The sequence below is a fragment of the Brucella lupini genome (assembly GCF_002252535.1).
GTDB lineage: Bacteria > Pseudomonadota > Alphaproteobacteria > Rhizobiales > Rhizobiaceae > Brucella > Brucella anthropi.
Map to the genome: position 1 here is coordinate 33,707 of NZ_NNRN01000019.1, position 16,560 is coordinate 50,266.

Sequence of the window (16,560 nt, forward strand, 5' to 3'; positions counted from 1 at the left end):
GGAAAGATCTGCAGAGTTAACTCTTCGCTTCTTGCGGTAACCCGCTGGAATCTAACAATGAGTCCGGGAGACGTTCGAAACCAGCAAATCGCGTTAAGACTTTGTTAACTTTAAAATTCTTGCAAAACGCGGTGGAATGGGTTGTCCTATCGACGGCAAAAAGGTGTGTTTACGAAAATTACCGTGTGTACGAGAGGACGACGTGGAAAATCCCGCCCAGCTTCAAAAAGCTATTCATAAACTGATAGCGGCCCACGCGCGAGACCTCTCTGGCGCATTGCACGAGCATCGCATCAAGCTGTACCCGCCGGAGGCACGCAAGACGCTCCGGTCTTTTTCGTCAACCGAGGCGGCGAAGCTCATTGGAGTAAACGACGGGTATCTCCGCCATCTTTCAATCGAAGGAAAAGGGCCTCAGCCTGAGATCGGCAATAACAATCGCCGTTCCTACTCCGTCGACACCATTCAGGCGCTGCGCGAGTATCTCGACGAGAACGGCAAGGGTGACCGCCGTTATTCGCCAAGGCGCTCCGGTAGTGAGCATCTTCAGGTTATCACGGCAGTCAATTTCAAGGGTGGTAGCGGCAAGACGACGACGGCCGCGCACCTCGCTCAATATCTTGCTCTGAATGGCTATCGGGTCTTGGCAATAGACCTCGATCCGCAGGCGAGTATGTCCGCGCTTCACGGGTTCCAGCCAGAGTTCGACGTCAAGGACAATGAGACGCTCTACGGGGCCGTTCGCTATGATGAAGAACGTCGACCTATGAGGGACGTCGTCAAGAAGACCTACTTCCCGAATCTGGATCTTGTCCCCGGCAATCTCGAGCTGATGGAGTTCGAACACGATACCGCAAAGGTACTAAGCTCCAATGATCGGAAGAATATCTTCTTTACGAGAATGGATGACGCGATTGCGTCCGTGGCTGATGACTACGACGTCGTTGTCGTTGATTGCCCTCCGCAGCTCGGCTTCCTGACCATTTCGGCTCTTTGCGCGGCGACGGCGGTTCTTGTTACTGTCCATCCGCAGATGCTCGATGTCATGTCGATGTGCCAGTTCCTCCTGATGACCTCCGAGCTTCTAAGCGTGGTCGCAGATGCCGGGGGCAGCATGAATTATGACTGGATGCGTTACCTGGTCACCCGGTATGAGCCGGGTGATGGACCGCAAAATCAGATGGTGTCGTTTATGCGAACCATGTTCGGCGATCATGTCTTAAATCACCCTATGCTGAAGAGCACGGCCGTTTCTGACGCTGGCATCACCAAGCAGACACTTTACGAAGTGAGCCGCGATCAGTTTACGAGGGCGACCTACGATCGAGCAATGGAGTCGCTCGACAACGTCAACAGCGAGATTGAGCAGCTTATCCAGTCATCGTGGGGTCGCAAATGAGGCCCGCCCCGACCGCAAAATCGATCCTTCGCGGCAAGTTGCCAGCCGGAAACTCGTCCCCCCCTCCCCTTCTAGGGCGCGCGGAGACAATCAATTGTGCCAAACGCGAGAGGAAAGTTGATGGCTAGAAAACATCTTCTCTCGGAGCTCAAGGCTTCATTGACTTCGACGGACCACACGGGTGAGTCAACCTCTACAGTCGCGGCTCCGCCCCATTACGCCCCAAGGGGTGCAATCGGGGCGGTATCTCGTTCGATTGAGGCTCTGAAGTCTCAGGGTTTGACCGAGATCGATCCTGATTTGATCGATGCGCCGGCCGTTACGGATCGGCTCGACGAAGATGACGATCAATTCGAAGAGTTTGCTCGCAACATTCGTGAGAACGGGCAGCAGGTTCCAATTCTTGTCCGCCCTCATCCGACGATAGAGGGCCGTTATCAGATTGCATATGGCCGCCGCCGCTTGCGCGCAGTCAAGGCGGCAGGCGTCAAGATCACAGCCGCGATCAGGTCTCTGACGGACGACGAGCTTGTCCTGGCTCAGGGTCAGGAAAACAGCGCACGCCAAGATCTCTCCTTCATCGAGCGGGCACTTTATGCCGCGCAGCTTGAGGCAAATGGATATCAGCGCTCCGTTATCATGGCCGCGCTTGCAGTTGATAAGAGCAACCTGTCGCGGCTTATCCAAGCGGCGACCCAGTTGCCAGCCGACGTCATTCGCCTCATCGGTGCCGCTCCGAAAACAGGGCGTGATCGCTGGTACGAATTGTCCTCACGACTGAGCGCAGATGGAGCACTTGAAACGGCGCGTGCACTGCTTTCTGACAAAGCAATCATGTCCATGGCCTCGGACGAACGTTTTGCCCGTATTTTTGATGCGGTGGCGCCGAAGAAAACGAAAAGCGCTAAGTTTAAAACGGAAGTCTGGCAGGCCGACGATGGCGTCAAGGCTGCCAGCTTCAGACAGGATAAAAAGACACTGACCCTGATGATCGACAAGAAGGCGGCGCCGGAATTCGGCGAGTACCTGATGTCGGCCCTGCCCGAAATCTATGCATCGTTCAAAAAGACGAGGCAGTAGATGAAGCGAAACAAAGAAAGGTATCCGTAGCGCAAAGAAAAAGCCCTCCGAAACGGTGTTCCAGAAGGCCTCTCTCAGTTTGGTCGCTTAGAGAATCGCACTTCCTGGAATCACAGTCAAGAGTCAACGTCGATCCGGCGTAGCCTTTTCTTTGCCTTGTGAAAGGTGAAGGACATGGAAACTGGTTATTTAACGACGCCCTTTGGGCGGCGGCCGATGACGCTTGCCCTGGTGCGGCGTCAACAGGCAACTGAACAGGCCCCGGCGGAAGCCTCGGTGGATAAGTGGCGTGTCTTTCGGGACGTCGGGGACGCTCGTTCTAGGCTCGGCATTCATGATCGCGCGCTCGCTGTTTTGAACGCTCTCTTGTCGTTCTTTCCAGCCACCGAATTAAGCGCCGATCGCAGCCTCGTCGTTTTTCCATCCAACGCCCAGCTCTCCGCGCGCGCAAACGGCATAGCCGGAACCACATTGCGTAAATGCCTTTTGGCCTTGGTCGAGGCGGGCATCATCATCCGCAAGGACAGCCCGAATGGAAAGCGATATGCTCGCAAAGACGATGAGGGCAGAATTGAAGATGCCTATGGGTTTAACCTTGCCCCTCTTGTAAGCCGCGCCGCTGAATTCGCTGCGCTGGCCCAGGAGGTTGCGGCCGAGCAGCGCCGCTACCGCTTAGTGAAAGATCGGCTGACGATCGTGCGGCGAGATGTTCGAAAGCTTATCACCGTCGGCTTAACGGAAGGCGTTGCTGGCGACTGGCATGCTGCGGAAGACGCCTTTATCAACATCGTAGGGCGGTTTAAGAGGAGGCCAACGCTTGGCGACCTGGAATCGAGCCTCGACGAAATGACGCTTCTGCACGAGGAAGTGTCCAGGATGTTGGAAACACGAGAAGAATCCAAAAAAACCGATGGCAATGACATCGCATCTGGTTGCCACATACAGAATTCAAATACCGACTCTATCCATGAACTTGAACCTCGCTTCGAAAAGAAGCCGGGGGAAAGACCTGAGCCAAACAGCCGGCCTAAGCTGAAAGACGAGCCGCAGACCTTCCCGTTGTCGATGGTTCTGAGGGCATGCCCCGAAATTGGGAACTTCGGCCCCGGAGGATCGATCGGGAATTGGCGGGAGTTGATGGCCGCGGCCGTAACTGCTCGTTCGACGCTCGGCGTCAGTCCGTCGGCATATGAGGAGGCCTGCGAAGTCATGGGGCAAGCGGCGGCAGCGATTGCTATCGCCTGCATTTATGAACGTGCAGGACATATAAACTCGGCCGGCGGTTATCTCCGAGACTTGACGTCGAAGGCGCGGCGAGGGGAATTTTCGCTTGGCCCGATGCTGTTTGCGCTGCTAAGGGCGAACAACCAGTCCTTGAGAGCGACATCATAACGCCGCGGGGGACTAATCCGTTGATTATAAACCATTAAATGCGATAGATTGTGAAAGTTTCCGGCTGACAACTTTTCGATCCTTGGTCAAGATGCATCGCAACAGCTTAAGGCCGAACCGGAGAATTTAACGAGGGCACTCCATGTGGCGAGCAAAGCGTAAACTCTTGAGCGTGAAACAGGTCAGTGCACACCGGCCGACGTCTTCGCGATTGATCATGGGCCGGGAGCCTGGAAGCATGGAGTTGTCGTTTACGCCAGCAGAACTGTATGGGGCGATGGCCCAATGCTCGAGTCGGCGCCGAATGGACCAGCAAGCAGCGCGAGCTCATGTAGCATTTTGCAGGCATCTGATCGCTCGCCACGTTGATGAAAAAGGGGAACGCTTCGCACTTCTGGACTCATCTCGAGATCTGAAAGACTATGTCAGGAAGGCAATGACGGGGCTGGTGGGAGACGGCATCGCTTATCTTCATATGGCCCGCGACGGATATCGATGGGTCGATCATTTTGAAAGCCATGTGGTGCACGGAAAGAAGCCGACAGCTCGATCTCCCGATTTCATTTTCAGCCGCAGCAATGATTTCTTTGTGGCACTGGCCGAATCCAAGGCAACAAAGGGTACCTCGAAGAAGGCGTTCAATGAACGCGTTGAGGACGGTTACAAAAATCAGGTTGAGCCTTATCTAGGTCGCAAGATCGGCAGCTGGATTGCCTCTCACGGCTTTTCTGTCGGAAGCTGGATGACACCGGTAAAAGGGGCAGAAATCTTCGTCCACCATACGGATGCAGCCGATCCGACAACTGTCGAAGGGTCAGCTGCCGAAGAGCGATCTGATCCCACCGGAGTGCGGTTCGGAAGCTACTGCGGCGTGCTAACCCTTCTTTTCGGACCGGAAGTTGGAGAGGCTGCGCGCGCGCGTGCGTGGCGTCCGTCCGAGCAGAGTTTTTCGACTGTTGTCTGGCTCGACCGCACCTGGATCCTTGGTGAAGAAATTGCGCCGGAATCTTTCGTGGTTGGCAAGGATGGAAGGGTCGCGTTTAAACAAACAACGTTCCGCTGGTTCAATGGCCTGGCAATTGACCTGGAGATCGCAAAGCGCGTGTTCGCCTACATCGAAGCGGAAGCGCCCGAAGCACATTCTCTGGAGAACCTTCCTGAATTCGGTGATGATATCGTTGAAGCGGCCAAGCAGGCTGGCGGGGCAATTTTCCCGGACGGTTTTGCGGTCCTGGGGAATGAAAAGGATCTTGCGGAATTCAGGCCAGGTTCCGTCGCTCCAAGACAGGCTGCTGAAATCGTGAGAGCTGGCGATATTAGAATAGCGACATCAAACACTGAGCTGCTCTCTTATCAAGGCGCGGGATACGAACAGAAAGCTTTAGAGGAGCCAGTTCGAAACGCGGGTCTTCTACCTCGAGATTGAGAGCTCACAATGTCGAGCGACCAGCCATCTTTTTGCATTCGTGTCAGCCAGCAGGAAAGAGCGCGCCAGGTGTTAGGAGGTTTGCCCGTATGAACGACTGGCAGACCCGGCCAATCTTGATCATCTGTCCAATATCCTGGGGCAAAGTAGGATAGATTTCGCATATTTCCTCTTCAGGGTCGTGGAGAAAAACTGGAACGAATATGCCGAGCTGCTCCCGCCTTCGATGCAGCTCTTGCATCGTTCCATACTCCTGAGCCCTTAACGCTGTAGAGATCTGCCTGTCGTATTCCTCAAGAGCTGCTGCTGCCTCAGAGTCATAAGCTGCTGGAGGAACATACAACGGCATGCGGTGTGCCGCGGGGTTTCTCCGTTTCTTTACATCTTCTTCCCAGGTAGAAAACGGAGATAATGTGGTGGCAAGGTGTTGTAGTTTCGGATCTGCAGCGAAGGCAGGCTTGAAAAGACTGATGGAGAGTGGTCTTGCGGCTTGCGTGCCGGCACTGCCTGCCTGATGGACAATCGTCCACGCATAGTTATCGAGTAGGCCGAGAATGTTGATGTAGATCGCGTTGAGGTCGCGGCACGCTTCGTCAGACTGTTCGAGTGTTAGTGGGGCAGCACGATCGGGCATTATGATACTTTGGAAGCTGCGAAATGAAGCTATCAGCATCCTGAGGCGCCGCAGTACGCCAAACCGCATGAAATATTCTGCAGTCTTTGAGAGCCCGCCTCCCTCGACCAATACGGCCGCGTCTCCCAAAAGCTGGTTCAGTGCGTTGTTTACACCATAGATGTGGTTCTCCTTCGCCTGATTATCGAAGTACCGGTCGTTGAGAGCATTCGCGCCCCGGACGAAGAGCCTTTCGGCCTGTGCCGCGTGAACAGCAAATTCTACCTCACGGACTCCGAATTCGTCGTCGAAGGTCATTCTGCAATCCTCATGCTCGTGCTGATGACGTGACGAATGGCGAGTGCGGGAGAGAATGTCAACGCAATGACTTTGAGCGAGGGCATGGTTTTGTTCAGGCTACTTGCGCCAATCCTGTCCGTGCTCCAGAGCGAACCTGCAAGAGTATCAACGAATTAATTCTGCAGGCACGGCTACTGACTGTCTTTGCCGGAACGAAATCATCGATCACGTCCTCCGGACGACCGTGCACTCAACCTTTGTAATTGCTTAAGCCCGAGCCTACCCATAGCCCCGCGCGACGAACGCGGCCCGGGGTCGGGATCAGGCGTAAGCTGAACCGCCCCCTCGCCCGTTTCTCAAAGAAGCGGATTATGCAAATTTCCGGTAACGTATTGAAATAAAGAGATAAATAGCCACGAGTAAGAAAAGTTTCCGGCTGGCAACTTTTTGCACACCGAAATAGCGCTGGCTGAGGGGTGTCGAGTAACCGGGTCTTGGCGCATTGATTGATGACATCTTTCAAACCTTCACCTGTGAGGATACCGTTGTCGAGTTGGACTTGGTCCCGATCGAGCCGTCCAAAAGCGATCGCAAATGACGTTTCTGCCGTAGCCCGCCGGCGTGGCCGATCAATAGCGACGATATCGGCAGCCATTACCGCTTCGTTCTCCATTGGCGGGACTGGCGAAGCTTCAGAAGAGTGAAGACAGACCGGCGCTCGATGGTCGACTCGGAATTGGCCTTTGCGCGCTTCGCTCGGCCGTGCCGGAGGCACATGCGGTAATGTAGAGGCCGGTGGTGTGTGGGTTGGATGGGGAGGGGAGATGCCCCGGAGCGACGGCACCACGCGTCCAAATGGTACCACTCGCTGGAGAAAGCTTTGCGGGTGGCGGCGGAACTCGCTGCCTCGATATAGGTGCGGGCCCGATCCGTGCGGTTGAAACTGCGGAGGTAGACCGGGAACTAGCGCCGCCGGTGGCGAGGCGGGGAAGTGGGTTTACCGCGTCGATCGTTGTCGAGATGAGCACCGCTTCGCATCACGCCGCCTTGATATCGGTTTGCGAAAAGTCGTTGCCCATAAAGAGCAAGACTTAGGGATGCCGGGTGGCGGCCCTTGCCGTAGGTCAGCCAGGCCTGCGTCGCCAGAGCGACGAGATCGGCATCGACAGGAACATGTGTGAACGTTCTGAGGCCGTGTTTTTGCCCGAGCGAAGACTTGGGACGCGATATCCCTGACGTTTGTTACAGAGGCGGCAAGCGTCGTTTGACGGATGTTCCCTTTATGACGGCCGTGCTCGTGACGGCGTGTTCCGAGAGCGCTTCGAGAACATCGTCCATCTGCTCGATCGTATGAACGACGAGACGGGCCAAGAAGGGATCATCACCGGTGATCTTGTCGCATTCGACAACTTCCGGGCGCTCCTGAATGAGCCGTTCAACAAAGTGGAGCTTGCCGGGCAGCGGCCTGATCCTCACCATTGCCCTGATCTGGTACCCGATGGCGCGCGTGTCGACATCGACCGTAAAGCCGTTGATGACGCCAGCGGCCTCAAGGCGGCGAACGCGTTCCGATACGCTCGGCGCGGACATACCCACAAGGCGGGAAAGCTCGCTCATCGACAAGCGGGCATCGGAATCGAGTGCGGAGAGAATCCGCGCGTCGGTCGCGTCCAGCGTCGACTTTCCAATATGAAGGTTTTCAGGTGTCTTTGCTTTCGACATGGTAGTTAATTTACCGAAACAGCTTTCAAAGTTCCATATAAAATAGCCAAACCGCATTGCATGATTGCTCCAACAGGAGAAAACCATGCTGCTCGGGATCATCGCCGGCCTCACCACTTGCGCCCTATGGGGACTGACTTTCATCGCCCCGCGCGCCATCGGGCCGTTCACGGCTTGGGATTTGACGATTGCGCGCTATGGCATCTTCGGTCTGGCCTGCCTGCTGTTGATGGCCGATCGACGCTTCCGGCCCACTGGTATTGCGCCATCGCGGCTTTTGATCGGGCTGCTACTCGGCGGCGCCGGATACGTCGGGTACTTCATCAGTGCGGCCTTTGCAGTCCAACTCGCCGGGGCAGCCGTTCCGCCTGTCATCATTGGCACCATGCCGGTGTTCCTGGCGATTATCGCCAATATCCGAGACCGCTGCGCACCATGGAAGGCTCTCGCGCCGCCCTTGGCGCTAATTGCTATCGGCGTGGCAAGTGTGAACGTCGCGACGATAGGCGCGGCCGACGTTGCGGATACAGGGTCAATTTTGCTCGGTGCTCTCGCCAGTTCCGCGGCGTTGGCGATCTGGATCGCCTACGGTCTGGTGAATGCGGGGGTCATGCGGTCAACGGACGCACCGGACGGTCTGCAATGGACGGGATTGCAAGGCATCGGGGCGGCGGTCGGGAGTCTCCTCCTATTGCCACTGGTTTCGTTCGATCTCGGAAATACGGCATCCACAGCGGAAACCTTCCGGTTCATCGCATGGGCGTTGGTGATGGGGCTGGCCGGCTCGTGGTTTGCGACGTGGTGCTGGGTGATCGCGTCCCGCCGCCTGCCGCTGGCTCTCGCTGCCCAGCTTATCGTTGCCGAAACGGTCTTTGGCCTCGCCTACGGCTTTGCGTTCGAGGGGCGCTTCCCAACGCTAGCCGAAGCAATCGGGGTAGCCATGCAGTTCCTCGGCGTCTGTTCCGCAATCGCTGTTTTCAGCAAGCCGCGCACTTCGCTCGGTCTATCGCAAAACTCAGTCGTGCGGGGCTGACTCTTGCGCCTGCTATCTGCGATAGAAATTTCCTTGGGAATTCAGAGCTGGCGATCTTGCTGCAAGTATTAGGATTTTTGCGGCTCTTCGAATGTCTTTTTGAGCCAGATGCAAGCATGGCCAGGAGGAAGGCCCTCGATCCGCCCGAATTCTTCGTAGCCGTTTTTGCGATAGAAGTTGGGGGCTTGAAAGCTGAATGTATCGACGTAAGAACCGATGCAACCCCGTGCCTGCGCTGCCATCTCCGCTCGGCCTAGGAGCTGTATCCCTACATGTTGCCCTCTTGCCGCCGGAGACAACCATAACCAGTCAATAAAGAGCCAAGAGTAAAATGTGCGTCCCTTCAGGCCTCCTTGAACGCCTCCATTGCCGTCGCGCGCGATAACCCACAAATCTTCTGCGTTATCCGGGCCCACCTTTTCCGCGTTGAAGATGTCCAAACCCTCGTCGATTAAGCGTTGCACATCGTCACTTGGAAGGCGTTCTATTTCGACACGAATTGCCAATATTGTTTCCATTCCTATCGCGAAATTCTCGAGACCTGCGACAGCACCTTATCCGAGGCCGCGGGCTTCGGCGACCATCCAGCTACAGAACTGCGCACTGCTCTCGGTTCTGACCGGTGATCCAATTTCAACCGGCTCATATCCAGACGGGGCCACCAACGCGCCGGATCGTGTTTCCCTGGCCGTGAGGATCGGCGGCACGAGCACCATACCAAGACCGGCGACACAAGCATGAAGAGCTGCCTCGTCCGTGAAAAATCAGGATTTCGACGACAGCTATCTCGTCTGCGGTTGGAAAGTGAGCAATGAAGCAACCCCAAGGTTCGGTCAATTGTTGGGTGCCTCAACGCTGAGCAGTGAACGCACCAACGCGGCCTGACTACGCACGCCAGTTTTGTCAAAAATACGCTGGAGTTGAGTGCGTAGCGTATTAGTGCTGACTCTCAGGCGTTCGGCGGCGGCCGCCAGATCGTGTCCATCGACGATGAGACGGGCGAGCCTGATCTGCGCCGGCGACAAACCATAGATTTCCTGCGCCTGGTCAATCCGGCGCGCGATCGTCTGCGCATCATCGAATGATACTAGCGCCTTGCCATCTTCAAGATGGACCCAGCAGTGCATCGGCACCCCCGCCGCATCCTCGCCAAGGATCACCGGCCAAGCCTGCTTCGGCGATAAGGTTAGTCGTGTCTGCCCCTGCAACTCACGAAAAGCCAAGCGGACAGCTTCACGGAGCACGGAGGCGTGTTCGCTTCGCTTGGCGCGGAGTCGACCAGCAGCGATGGCGAGCCCCTGATGGCCCTGTATCCGCTCCTGCGCCAGACGGTTCGTCCACAGAATGCGCATATCTGCGTCAACCTCGATCATCGGGAAGTTCGCCTGCTTGATGGTACTTTCCATCATCACCACGCAACTGATCTTCCAGACCCCATCGATCCTGTGCAGAATTTTTAGCTCGCGTTTAAGGTCATCGCCGCCGTCGATCCCGATTTGGTCGTAAGTGACCCACGCCATGCTCTCAGCAACGATGACGTTGATCTTGTCCCACCGAACATGCTCCGAAAAAGCGCGCCTCTGCGGGAAACGCTCCACGATCGTCTTAAGTCGAGCGGCAATTACGTCCCAGCCTTCATCGACCCGCACCCCAAGTGAGGCGTAATATTCCATTCGCCGCGTCTGCGGCGACTGTACCCAGTGGTTCGCCAATGTTTCGAAGTCCCGCTGCAACCATGCCTCGGTCTCGCTGCGGAGCACTGCCAGGATCGCGTCTTTTTCAGCCTCGCGTTCGTCCATCCATGATCTCCGCAAAATGCCAGGCATTTGCATAGCACGGTCGGAACCATATTCCACGGGGCCGCTCAGGGCAGGGTGATGCCAAGGATCGCGATCATGGCGGCTGCCGTGGCGATCGACCCAAGCAGCCCTGCTTTGAAGCGCAGGCCCGTGTGGTTTGAGTAATAGCGATCCTCGCCCAAAGCAATCATGCACGCTGGTCGAGTCTCGGCTCGAATGTGTGTGATGGCGAGACTGTAGATGTCCACGATTTCTCTCCTGTCCCGGTGCTTCATCCACGCAGCTTCGCATGGAGGGGCACCCCGACTTGTCATGCGAACGCACGACAGCGGGACAGGTTTGCAAAGGAAAATGGAGTCGACCGATTATGTCCGTCAGGCATCACATCGCATGTCTTTCAGCGTTAGTGAAAATCCCCAGCGCTTCGATTTTGCGTCTGACTTCTGCGACGGCGCAGAAACCTGGTTTTTGCAACAGGTAGCGAATGATGTTCCATTCCCGATATCAGAGCCCTGCTGCTTTGGTGAGATTCACTCGAAATCGGTCCCGTCGCCGCTGGTACCGTCGCGTCATCTCGGCGGAAGTGTGGCCCAGATGTTTTTGGATGTAGCGCTCATCGATCTCGGCGGATGAGGCGAGTCCCGCCCGTAGTGAGTGGCCCGAAAATTTGAAAGCCCGCTCGATCTCGCTAAGATCGCCGCGAACGCCGGCGGCCATTGCAGCGCGTTTCACCAGCCTCGCCACTTCCTTGTCATTCAGCCGGTCAGGCCCAACAGCTTTGCCTTGCCCCGTCACACGGCGGAAGAGGGGACCATGCGCAAGCCTGGTGAACCTGATCCACGTCTCGACGGCAAGGACAGGGCAGGTGGCGTCGGACGAACCGCGGCCGATCTCGACCTCGCGCCAGCCGGTCTTGCCGCGCAGGGTGACGAGCATGCCCTTGTCGAGGATCTCGATCCAACCGCGCCCGTCTTCCGTCTGATCTGCTTTGAGATCAAGGCCGACGATCTCCGAGCGGCGCAGACCGCCGGCATACCCGATCAGCAGCATGGCACGATCGCGCAGGCCGCGGAGCGATCCGCGGTCGAGTGTTTCCACCATCGCAATGATATCCTCTGCGAGCACGGCTTCCTTCTGCACCGGCGGCCGCGCATGACTGTTGCGGATGCCGGCCATCACGGTGGAGATCGTACGATCCTTGCGATCAAGGGTCAGCCCGCGTTGCGTATAGTTCCACGAAAGCGAGGAGAGGCGGCGTTCGATCGTCGAAACGGAGTTTGGCTTCGCGCCTCGTTCAGCAGTTCCGGAGGCGCACGCCGTGATATACAGGCCAACGGTCTGTGGATGTGGGGGGAGGGGTGCCAGGTTGGACCGCCGGCACCAGGCAGCATAATGCTTCCAGTCGGAAGCGTAGGCTTTGCGAGTGTTGGCGGAACTCGCCGCCTCGACATAATCGCGCGCGCGATCGGCGAGGGCCTCGAGATGCGCTGGCAGGCGGGGAGTGGCCAAGCCCGAGAGAGGGGAGGGGGTAGGCTCTTCCGGCATCTTGCCCATCGCGATCACGAGATCGACGATATCGGGCAGGTCGGCGTCACCAAGCGCTGCGGGTTCGGCCGACAGCGACGCCCCCGTAATATCATTCGAAGCCGCCGTCCTGTCAGACGTCGCTGGGCTCTCCTCGACGTGGATATTGGCATTTTGCTCGATGATTTGCGCCATTTCTCTATAATGACATGAACGTCCGATAATGCAAGATTATCGGACGTTTTTATGTGACGACGGGCACGGCGGTTTATATAGTTCTGTGTTGTCAAAAGCGCCGTTTGAAGTTAGCGTGTGACATGGCTTCACGACCCCGTACCTTACCCGATTTGCCACCGACCTTCCCACCCGTGCCGGACTGGGCGCGCGCCGCCGGCGCCCGCCAAGCCGCCGGAGACGCCGAGCTTTTCGCCGGTGCTGCGCTTGGCAGCATTCACCAGATCGCCCGTGGCCACCATCCCCTGGGCCAGCTTTGGCGCCAGCGTCTGGCGCTTCAATCGGCGGAAGCGGTCGTCCGCCTGCAGGGCCGCACGGAAGATGCGGCGGCGCTGCGCGATCATCTCTACCTGACCCGGCCCGGCGACGATCCCGGTCCCGCCGGCCGGATCCTGCAGGCCTGGCGGGCGCTGGGACGGGGATCGTCACTTGGGCCAGTATCACTCAACGCCGAATGGCTGGTGATCTTCGCCGATCTGTTGTCGCTCACTATCGACGCACCGGCGCAGGAGGCCATCGACAATGCCCTGGCGGCGAGCGTCGGAACCAGGAACCCGATCGAGGCGGCGAGCGCGACGGTCGCAACCAGCCTGACTCTGCGTCCTGACAGCCGCCCGCTGGCGCTCTGGCTCGCCGATGCGGTACTTGCCCGGCGTCTGAACTGGCCAGTTCCCGTGCCGCTGCTGGCCGCGCATCTGAAGCGGGATGACTTGCGTTTCGCCGGCGGTCCGCGTGCCGATCCGCAACGGTGGCAGACCGCCTGTGCCTTTGCCTACGGGCGAGGGGCGACAGCGGCTTTCGATCTCTACGCTGATCTGGCACGGCGCGCGCACCGACTGCTGGCCCTGGCACCGCAATTGCGCAGCAAGGATGCCGACGCCATGGTGGCGATCCTGATCAGCGAAGATGCACAGGCAGCTCAGACCGGCCGGACAGTAAGCGACCGCTCGAGCCGGCGCCTGTTCGAGCGGCTGGTTGCACTCGGAGGCGTGCGCGAACTGACGGGACGTCCGACGTTCCGGCTTTATGGATTGTAACCCACACCACCTTGGATAAGGGAGGGAACTGCGATGAAGAAACAATATGCCAATCGAGGAACAGCTCAGTCCAAGCACCTGGATCGCACGGGCATGACATGGCCGGACTTCGTCGACCGGATTGCTCAACGATGGTCGCGATCTTCAGGCCGGGAGCGGTTGGAACTTCTCGGGTTTATAGTCTGCGCTGCATTGATAACCCAGCCCTCGAGTGTCGCTGACTTCAGCCGGGCATTAGCCTGTGGCAGTGAGACGGTCTCGACTTTCGTTTCGCAGGACGCTGGCGATCTATCGCCGCAACGGCTGCAGAGCGGGACGGAACTCTCGTCTCCGTTTGCCAGGCAACACGCTTTGGCGCTCGCTCGACACCCGCAGCAGATCCGGTCCGTCAATTATCAACCGAGCGCGGAAGAACAACGAATGGGCGCTTGCATTCCAGACTGGGTATTATGAGTCGAACCAAACGCCAGGAGCCGCTTCTTGACGCGGAGCTTTCCGACCTGCCACCTGAACTGCGTTGGCGCGAATGGATGGGGCGTGTCGAGGCGCTGATCTTTGCGACGGCAGAACCCGTGACCCGCGAGACACTCGCTGTGCTCGTCGGGCGCGACTGCAGTATCGATCTTTTGATTGATGACATCCGCGATGAACTGCGCGACCGGCCCTACGATCTGGTATCGGTCGCTGGCGGCTGGCAGCACCGCACGCGTCCCAGGTTCGCAGCCGCGATCCGAAGCTTTACGGGGGTCGAACCTATGGGGCGGTCGCTGTCGCAGGGCGATCTTCTGGTGCTATCGATCATTGCCTATCATCAGCCGATCACCCGCGGCGAAATCTCCACGATGACCGGCAAGGAAGTCAGCCGCGATACGATCGCTCATCTGCGCTCGCTGGAGCTTGTGGCGTCGGGGCCTAGAAGTCCGCAACCGGGCGCGCCCTACACCTTGGTGACCACGAAGACGTTCCTGTCCCAGTTCGGGCTTCAGAGCCTGCACGACCTGCCGGACAGGGAGGCGCTTGAGGATGCGGGTCTCCTCAGTAAGGAGAAGCTGATTGCTGGCGATATTCCAATCGCAATCAGCGAGGAACCGGACGATGGCGAACGCGGGCTCGAGATTGATCTGCAATCAGATGTGCCCGACTGAAGGCGGTGGAGAAGGTATCGACGTAGCCAGCTACTAAGATCCAACGGACTGCGTCAAGCGTCCTATTCTTAAGGGTCTCCACCGAAGGCGACCATGAGAACGACGGCAGGCATGATACAGGACATTTTACCTATAAAGCAGTCGGCGGTGCGTTCGCATGTGGATTTGTCGCAAAAATCGATATTCTGCAACGGCGCAAAACCCAGTAGCAAAAATCAAACTTTAATTGGGACTTTTGCGAATCCCTACATCTTGAAAGCTTCGGCCAGAAGCCGCGTTCCCCTGTCGGCTTCCTGTACTGAAAGTCCGGAGAAGCCGAACATCAATCGCGACGTATCAGACGACGTGACGTTCATCCGGGAAAGCGGCATAACGACCACGCCCTTGCTCAAGGCGGCCTGTGAGATGGCGGTATCGCTCGTCCATGTGCCTGTGCTGCGAGCCGTCAGGTTAATTCCCTGGTCTGGTATTGCGACGTCGAGATACTCGTTGACGCGATCCTTCAGCAGTTCGGCAAGCAGATCGCGAGAAGCGCGGAGCCGCTCCCTCAACCGCCGCAGATGCGCAGGAAAATATCCCTCGTTCAGAAAATCGGCGACGACACGTCGCTGGAATGTCGGTGGGCAGCGATCGAGCGCTGGCCGGGTTGCTCTGAACACCGGCACAATCTCGACCGGAACGACGAGGTAACCGAGGCGCAGGCTCTGCAGTAGCGCCTTGCTGAACGTGCCCGTGTATAGGACACGATTGGCCTGATCGAGCCCTTGTAGCGATGCGATCGGATGCCCCTCGTAACGAAACTCGCTATCGTAATCGTCTTCGACGATCCAGCAGTCGTTCTCGCGCGCATAGGCAAGAAGCTCCAGCCGACGCGGCAGGGAAAGAACGGAGCCGACCGGAAAGTGGTTTGAGGGTGTAAGGTAAAACAGCGCCGGCGGCTCCAGTTGGTTGTCCGATAGGCTTTCGGTCATGATGCCATCGCGATCTACCGGCAAACCGATGTTTTTCGCGCCATTGAGCGCGAGACATTGTCGGGCGGGTGGGTAGCAAGGGTCTTCGACAATGACGGTATCGCCGGGCGAAGCCAGAATGCGAAAGGCGAGATCGAGGGCCTGCTGCGTTCCAGCGGTAATGAACAACTGCTCGTCCGTGCACCGTACACCGCGCGACACAGCCAGATGCGCAACGATCGCGGCCCGCAAGTCTGGTTCCCCTTGGATGTCCCCATAGTGTTGATTGCCACTGAGAACTGACCCGGCGGCTGCGACGGGTCAGTTCTCAGTGGCAATCAACAATCTGACAATAGTGCTGGCAGATGTTTTTGAATTCGCAAGTTATCCTTCTCGATTGATAATATGAGCGAGACGAACGAGATCACTTACGCGTTAAAATTGAAAAATACCTTAGACCTTTCTCGATTTATCAATGTTCTAGCCCTTCCGGAACTTAAGAAGTTCGGATTCATCGTTTTCCTAGGAAAATCTGCACACGTAACGTTTGTGACAGTTTCATGACACAACGAGGCGAGGCACTCAAATGATCCGGCATGATATTATTCTTGAGGACACGACGTTGCGCGACGGGGAACAGGCCCCAGGCGTAGCCTTCTCCAAAGAAACCAAACTCAAAATTCTCGACAAGCTTATCGAGGCGGGAGTTGGCTGGGTCGAACCCGGCATCCCGGCAATGGGCGGGGAAGAGCTCGCTACCCTGCACGAGATGCTGGAGCGGAAGAATGAGGTGCGGCTCATCGGTTGGAACCGTGGCATCATGGAAGATGTTGCCGCCACGATCGACATGGGATTCGACGCCGTCTGCGTATTTCAGAATTCGCGGACAGCGATTTCATTAAATCG

General features: G+C 57.4%; 15 protein-coding genes and 4 pseudogenes. 9 read left to right on the top strand and 10 right to left on the bottom strand.

The features are described 5' to 3' along the window. The first annotated feature begins 202 nt into the window (after positions 1–202). The 4 genes from repA (at position 203) to CES86_RS01495 (ending at position 5,297) form a co-directional block, all read left to right on the top strand. Entirely contained in the window at positions 203–1,399 is a 1,197-nt protein-coding gene (repA, locus tag CES86_RS01480) for a plasmid partitioning protein RepA (RefSeq protein ID WP_003501703.1), read from the top strand. A 120-nt stretch (positions 1,400–1,519) separates the two neighbouring features. After that, on the top strand, positions 1,520–2,479 hold the full coding sequence (gene repB / locus CES86_RS01485) for a plasmid partitioning protein RepB (RefSeq protein WP_080823899.1): 960 nt from the start codon (positions 1,520–1,522) through the stop codon (positions 2,477–2,479). A 174-nt stretch (positions 2,480–2,653) separates the two neighbouring features. Next, entirely contained in the window at positions 2,654–3,871 is a 1,218-nt protein-coding gene (repC, locus tag CES86_RS01490; RefSeq protein ID WP_080823900.1) for a plasmid replication protein RepC, read from the top strand. Positions 3,872–4,175: 304 nt separating this feature from the next. Further along, a complete protein-coding gene (locus CES86_RS01495) occupies positions 4,176–5,297 on the top strand; it encodes a hypothetical protein (RefSeq protein ID WP_234882109.1) in 1,122 nt (373 codons plus the stop codon). A gap of 43 nt (positions 5,298–5,340) precedes the next feature. On the opposite strand, the gene CES86_RS01500 is transcribed toward CES86_RS01495, so the two are convergent. From CES86_RS01500 to CES86_RS01520, 5 genes and pseudogenes are all read right to left on the bottom strand, one after another. After that, complete coding sequence (locus tag CES86_RS01500; RefSeq protein WP_080823902.1) at positions 5,341–6,228, bottom strand: hypothetical protein; 888 nt, start codon at positions 6,226–6,228, stop codon at positions 5,341–5,343. A 232-nt stretch (positions 6,229–6,460) separates the two neighbouring features. Then, entirely contained in the window at positions 6,461–6,865 is a 405-nt protein-coding gene (locus CES86_RS01505; RefSeq protein WP_094513383.1) for a hypothetical protein, read from the bottom strand. A gap of 56 nt (positions 6,866–6,921) precedes the next feature. Continuing rightward, positions 6,922–7,143 (bottom strand): annotated as a pseudogene (locus CES86_RS27775) (integrase); the annotation flags it as partial. 104 nt (positions 7,144–7,247) lie between these two features. Continuing rightward, positions 7,248–7,383: pseudogene (locus CES86_RS27780) on the bottom strand (type II toxin-antitoxin system VapC family toxin); the annotation flags it as partial. 69 nt (positions 7,384–7,452) lie between these two features. Beyond that, a complete protein-coding gene (locus tag CES86_RS01520) occupies positions 7,453–7,932 on the bottom strand; it encodes an Lrp/AsnC family transcriptional regulator (protein WP_080823904.1) in 480 nt (159 codons plus the stop codon). An 85-nt stretch (positions 7,933–8,017) separates the two neighbouring features. Here CES86_RS01520 and CES86_RS01525 point away from each other — a divergent pair, with 85 nt between their 5' ends. Beyond that, complete coding sequence (locus tag CES86_RS01525; protein ID WP_080823905.1) at positions 8,018–8,965, top strand: DMT family transporter; 948 nt, start codon at positions 8,018–8,020, stop codon at positions 8,963–8,965. A 68-nt stretch (positions 8,966–9,033) separates the two neighbouring features. Here the strand turns inward: CES86_RS01525 and CES86_RS01530 are convergent, their stop codons facing one another. From CES86_RS01530 to CES86_RS01550, 4 genes are all read right to left on the bottom strand, one after another. Further along, a complete protein-coding gene (locus CES86_RS01530; RefSeq protein WP_234825410.1) occupies positions 9,034–9,471 on the bottom strand; it encodes a GNAT family N-acetyltransferase in 438 nt (145 codons plus the stop codon). A gap of 327 nt (positions 9,472–9,798) precedes the next feature. Beyond that, positions 9,799–10,764 (bottom strand): helix-turn-helix transcriptional regulator, encoded by a 966-nt coding sequence (locus tag CES86_RS01540; RefSeq protein WP_169692224.1) that lies wholly within the window; start codon positions 10,762–10,764, stop codon positions 9,799–9,801. Positions 10,765–10,829: 65 nt separating this feature from the next. Next, positions 10,830–11,012, bottom strand: a complete 183-nt coding sequence (locus CES86_RS01545) for a hypothetical protein (RefSeq protein WP_136883662.1) — start codon at positions 11,010–11,012, stop codon at positions 10,830–10,832. 256 nt (positions 11,013–11,268) lie between these two features. Further along, positions 11,269–12,483, bottom strand: coding sequence for a site-specific integrase (locus CES86_RS01550; RefSeq protein ID WP_080823908.1), 1,215 nt, complete (start codon positions 12,481–12,483; stop codon positions 11,269–11,271). Positions 12,484–12,605: 122 nt separating this feature from the next. On the opposite strand from CES86_RS01550, the gene CES86_RS01555 reads away from it, so the two are divergent. The 3 genes from CES86_RS01555 to scpB are packed head-to-tail and all read left to right on the top strand — an operon-like array spanning position 12,606 to position 14,704. Further along, a complete protein-coding gene (locus CES86_RS01555) occupies positions 12,606–13,559 on the top strand; it encodes a DUF1403 family protein (RefSeq protein ID WP_080823909.1) in 954 nt (317 codons plus the stop codon). 33 nt (positions 13,560–13,592) lie between these two features. Beyond that, the gene (locus CES86_RS01560; protein WP_080823910.1) at positions 13,593–14,012 is read left to right on the top strand and encodes a hypothetical protein; all 420 of its coding nucleotides are present in this window, start codon (positions 13,593–13,595) and stop codon (positions 14,010–14,012) included. Continuing rightward, complete coding sequence (gene scpB / locus CES86_RS01565; RefSeq protein ID WP_080823911.1) at positions 14,009–14,704, top strand: SMC-Scp complex subunit ScpB; 696 nt, start codon at positions 14,009–14,011, stop codon at positions 14,702–14,704. The genes CES86_RS01560 and scpB overlap by 4 nt, the downstream gene beginning before the upstream one ends. A gap of 245 nt (positions 14,705–14,949) precedes the next feature. On the opposite strand, the pseudogene CES86_RS01570 reads toward scpB, so the two are convergent. Further along, a pseudogene (locus CES86_RS01570) lies at positions 14,950–15,933 on the bottom strand (aminotransferase-like domain-containing protein); the annotation flags it as partial. Between the two features lie 307 nt (positions 15,934–16,240). Between CES86_RS01570 and CES86_RS01575 the strand changes: the two are divergent. Next, a pseudogene (locus CES86_RS01575) lies at positions 16,241–16,560 on the top strand (hypothetical protein); the annotation flags it as partial.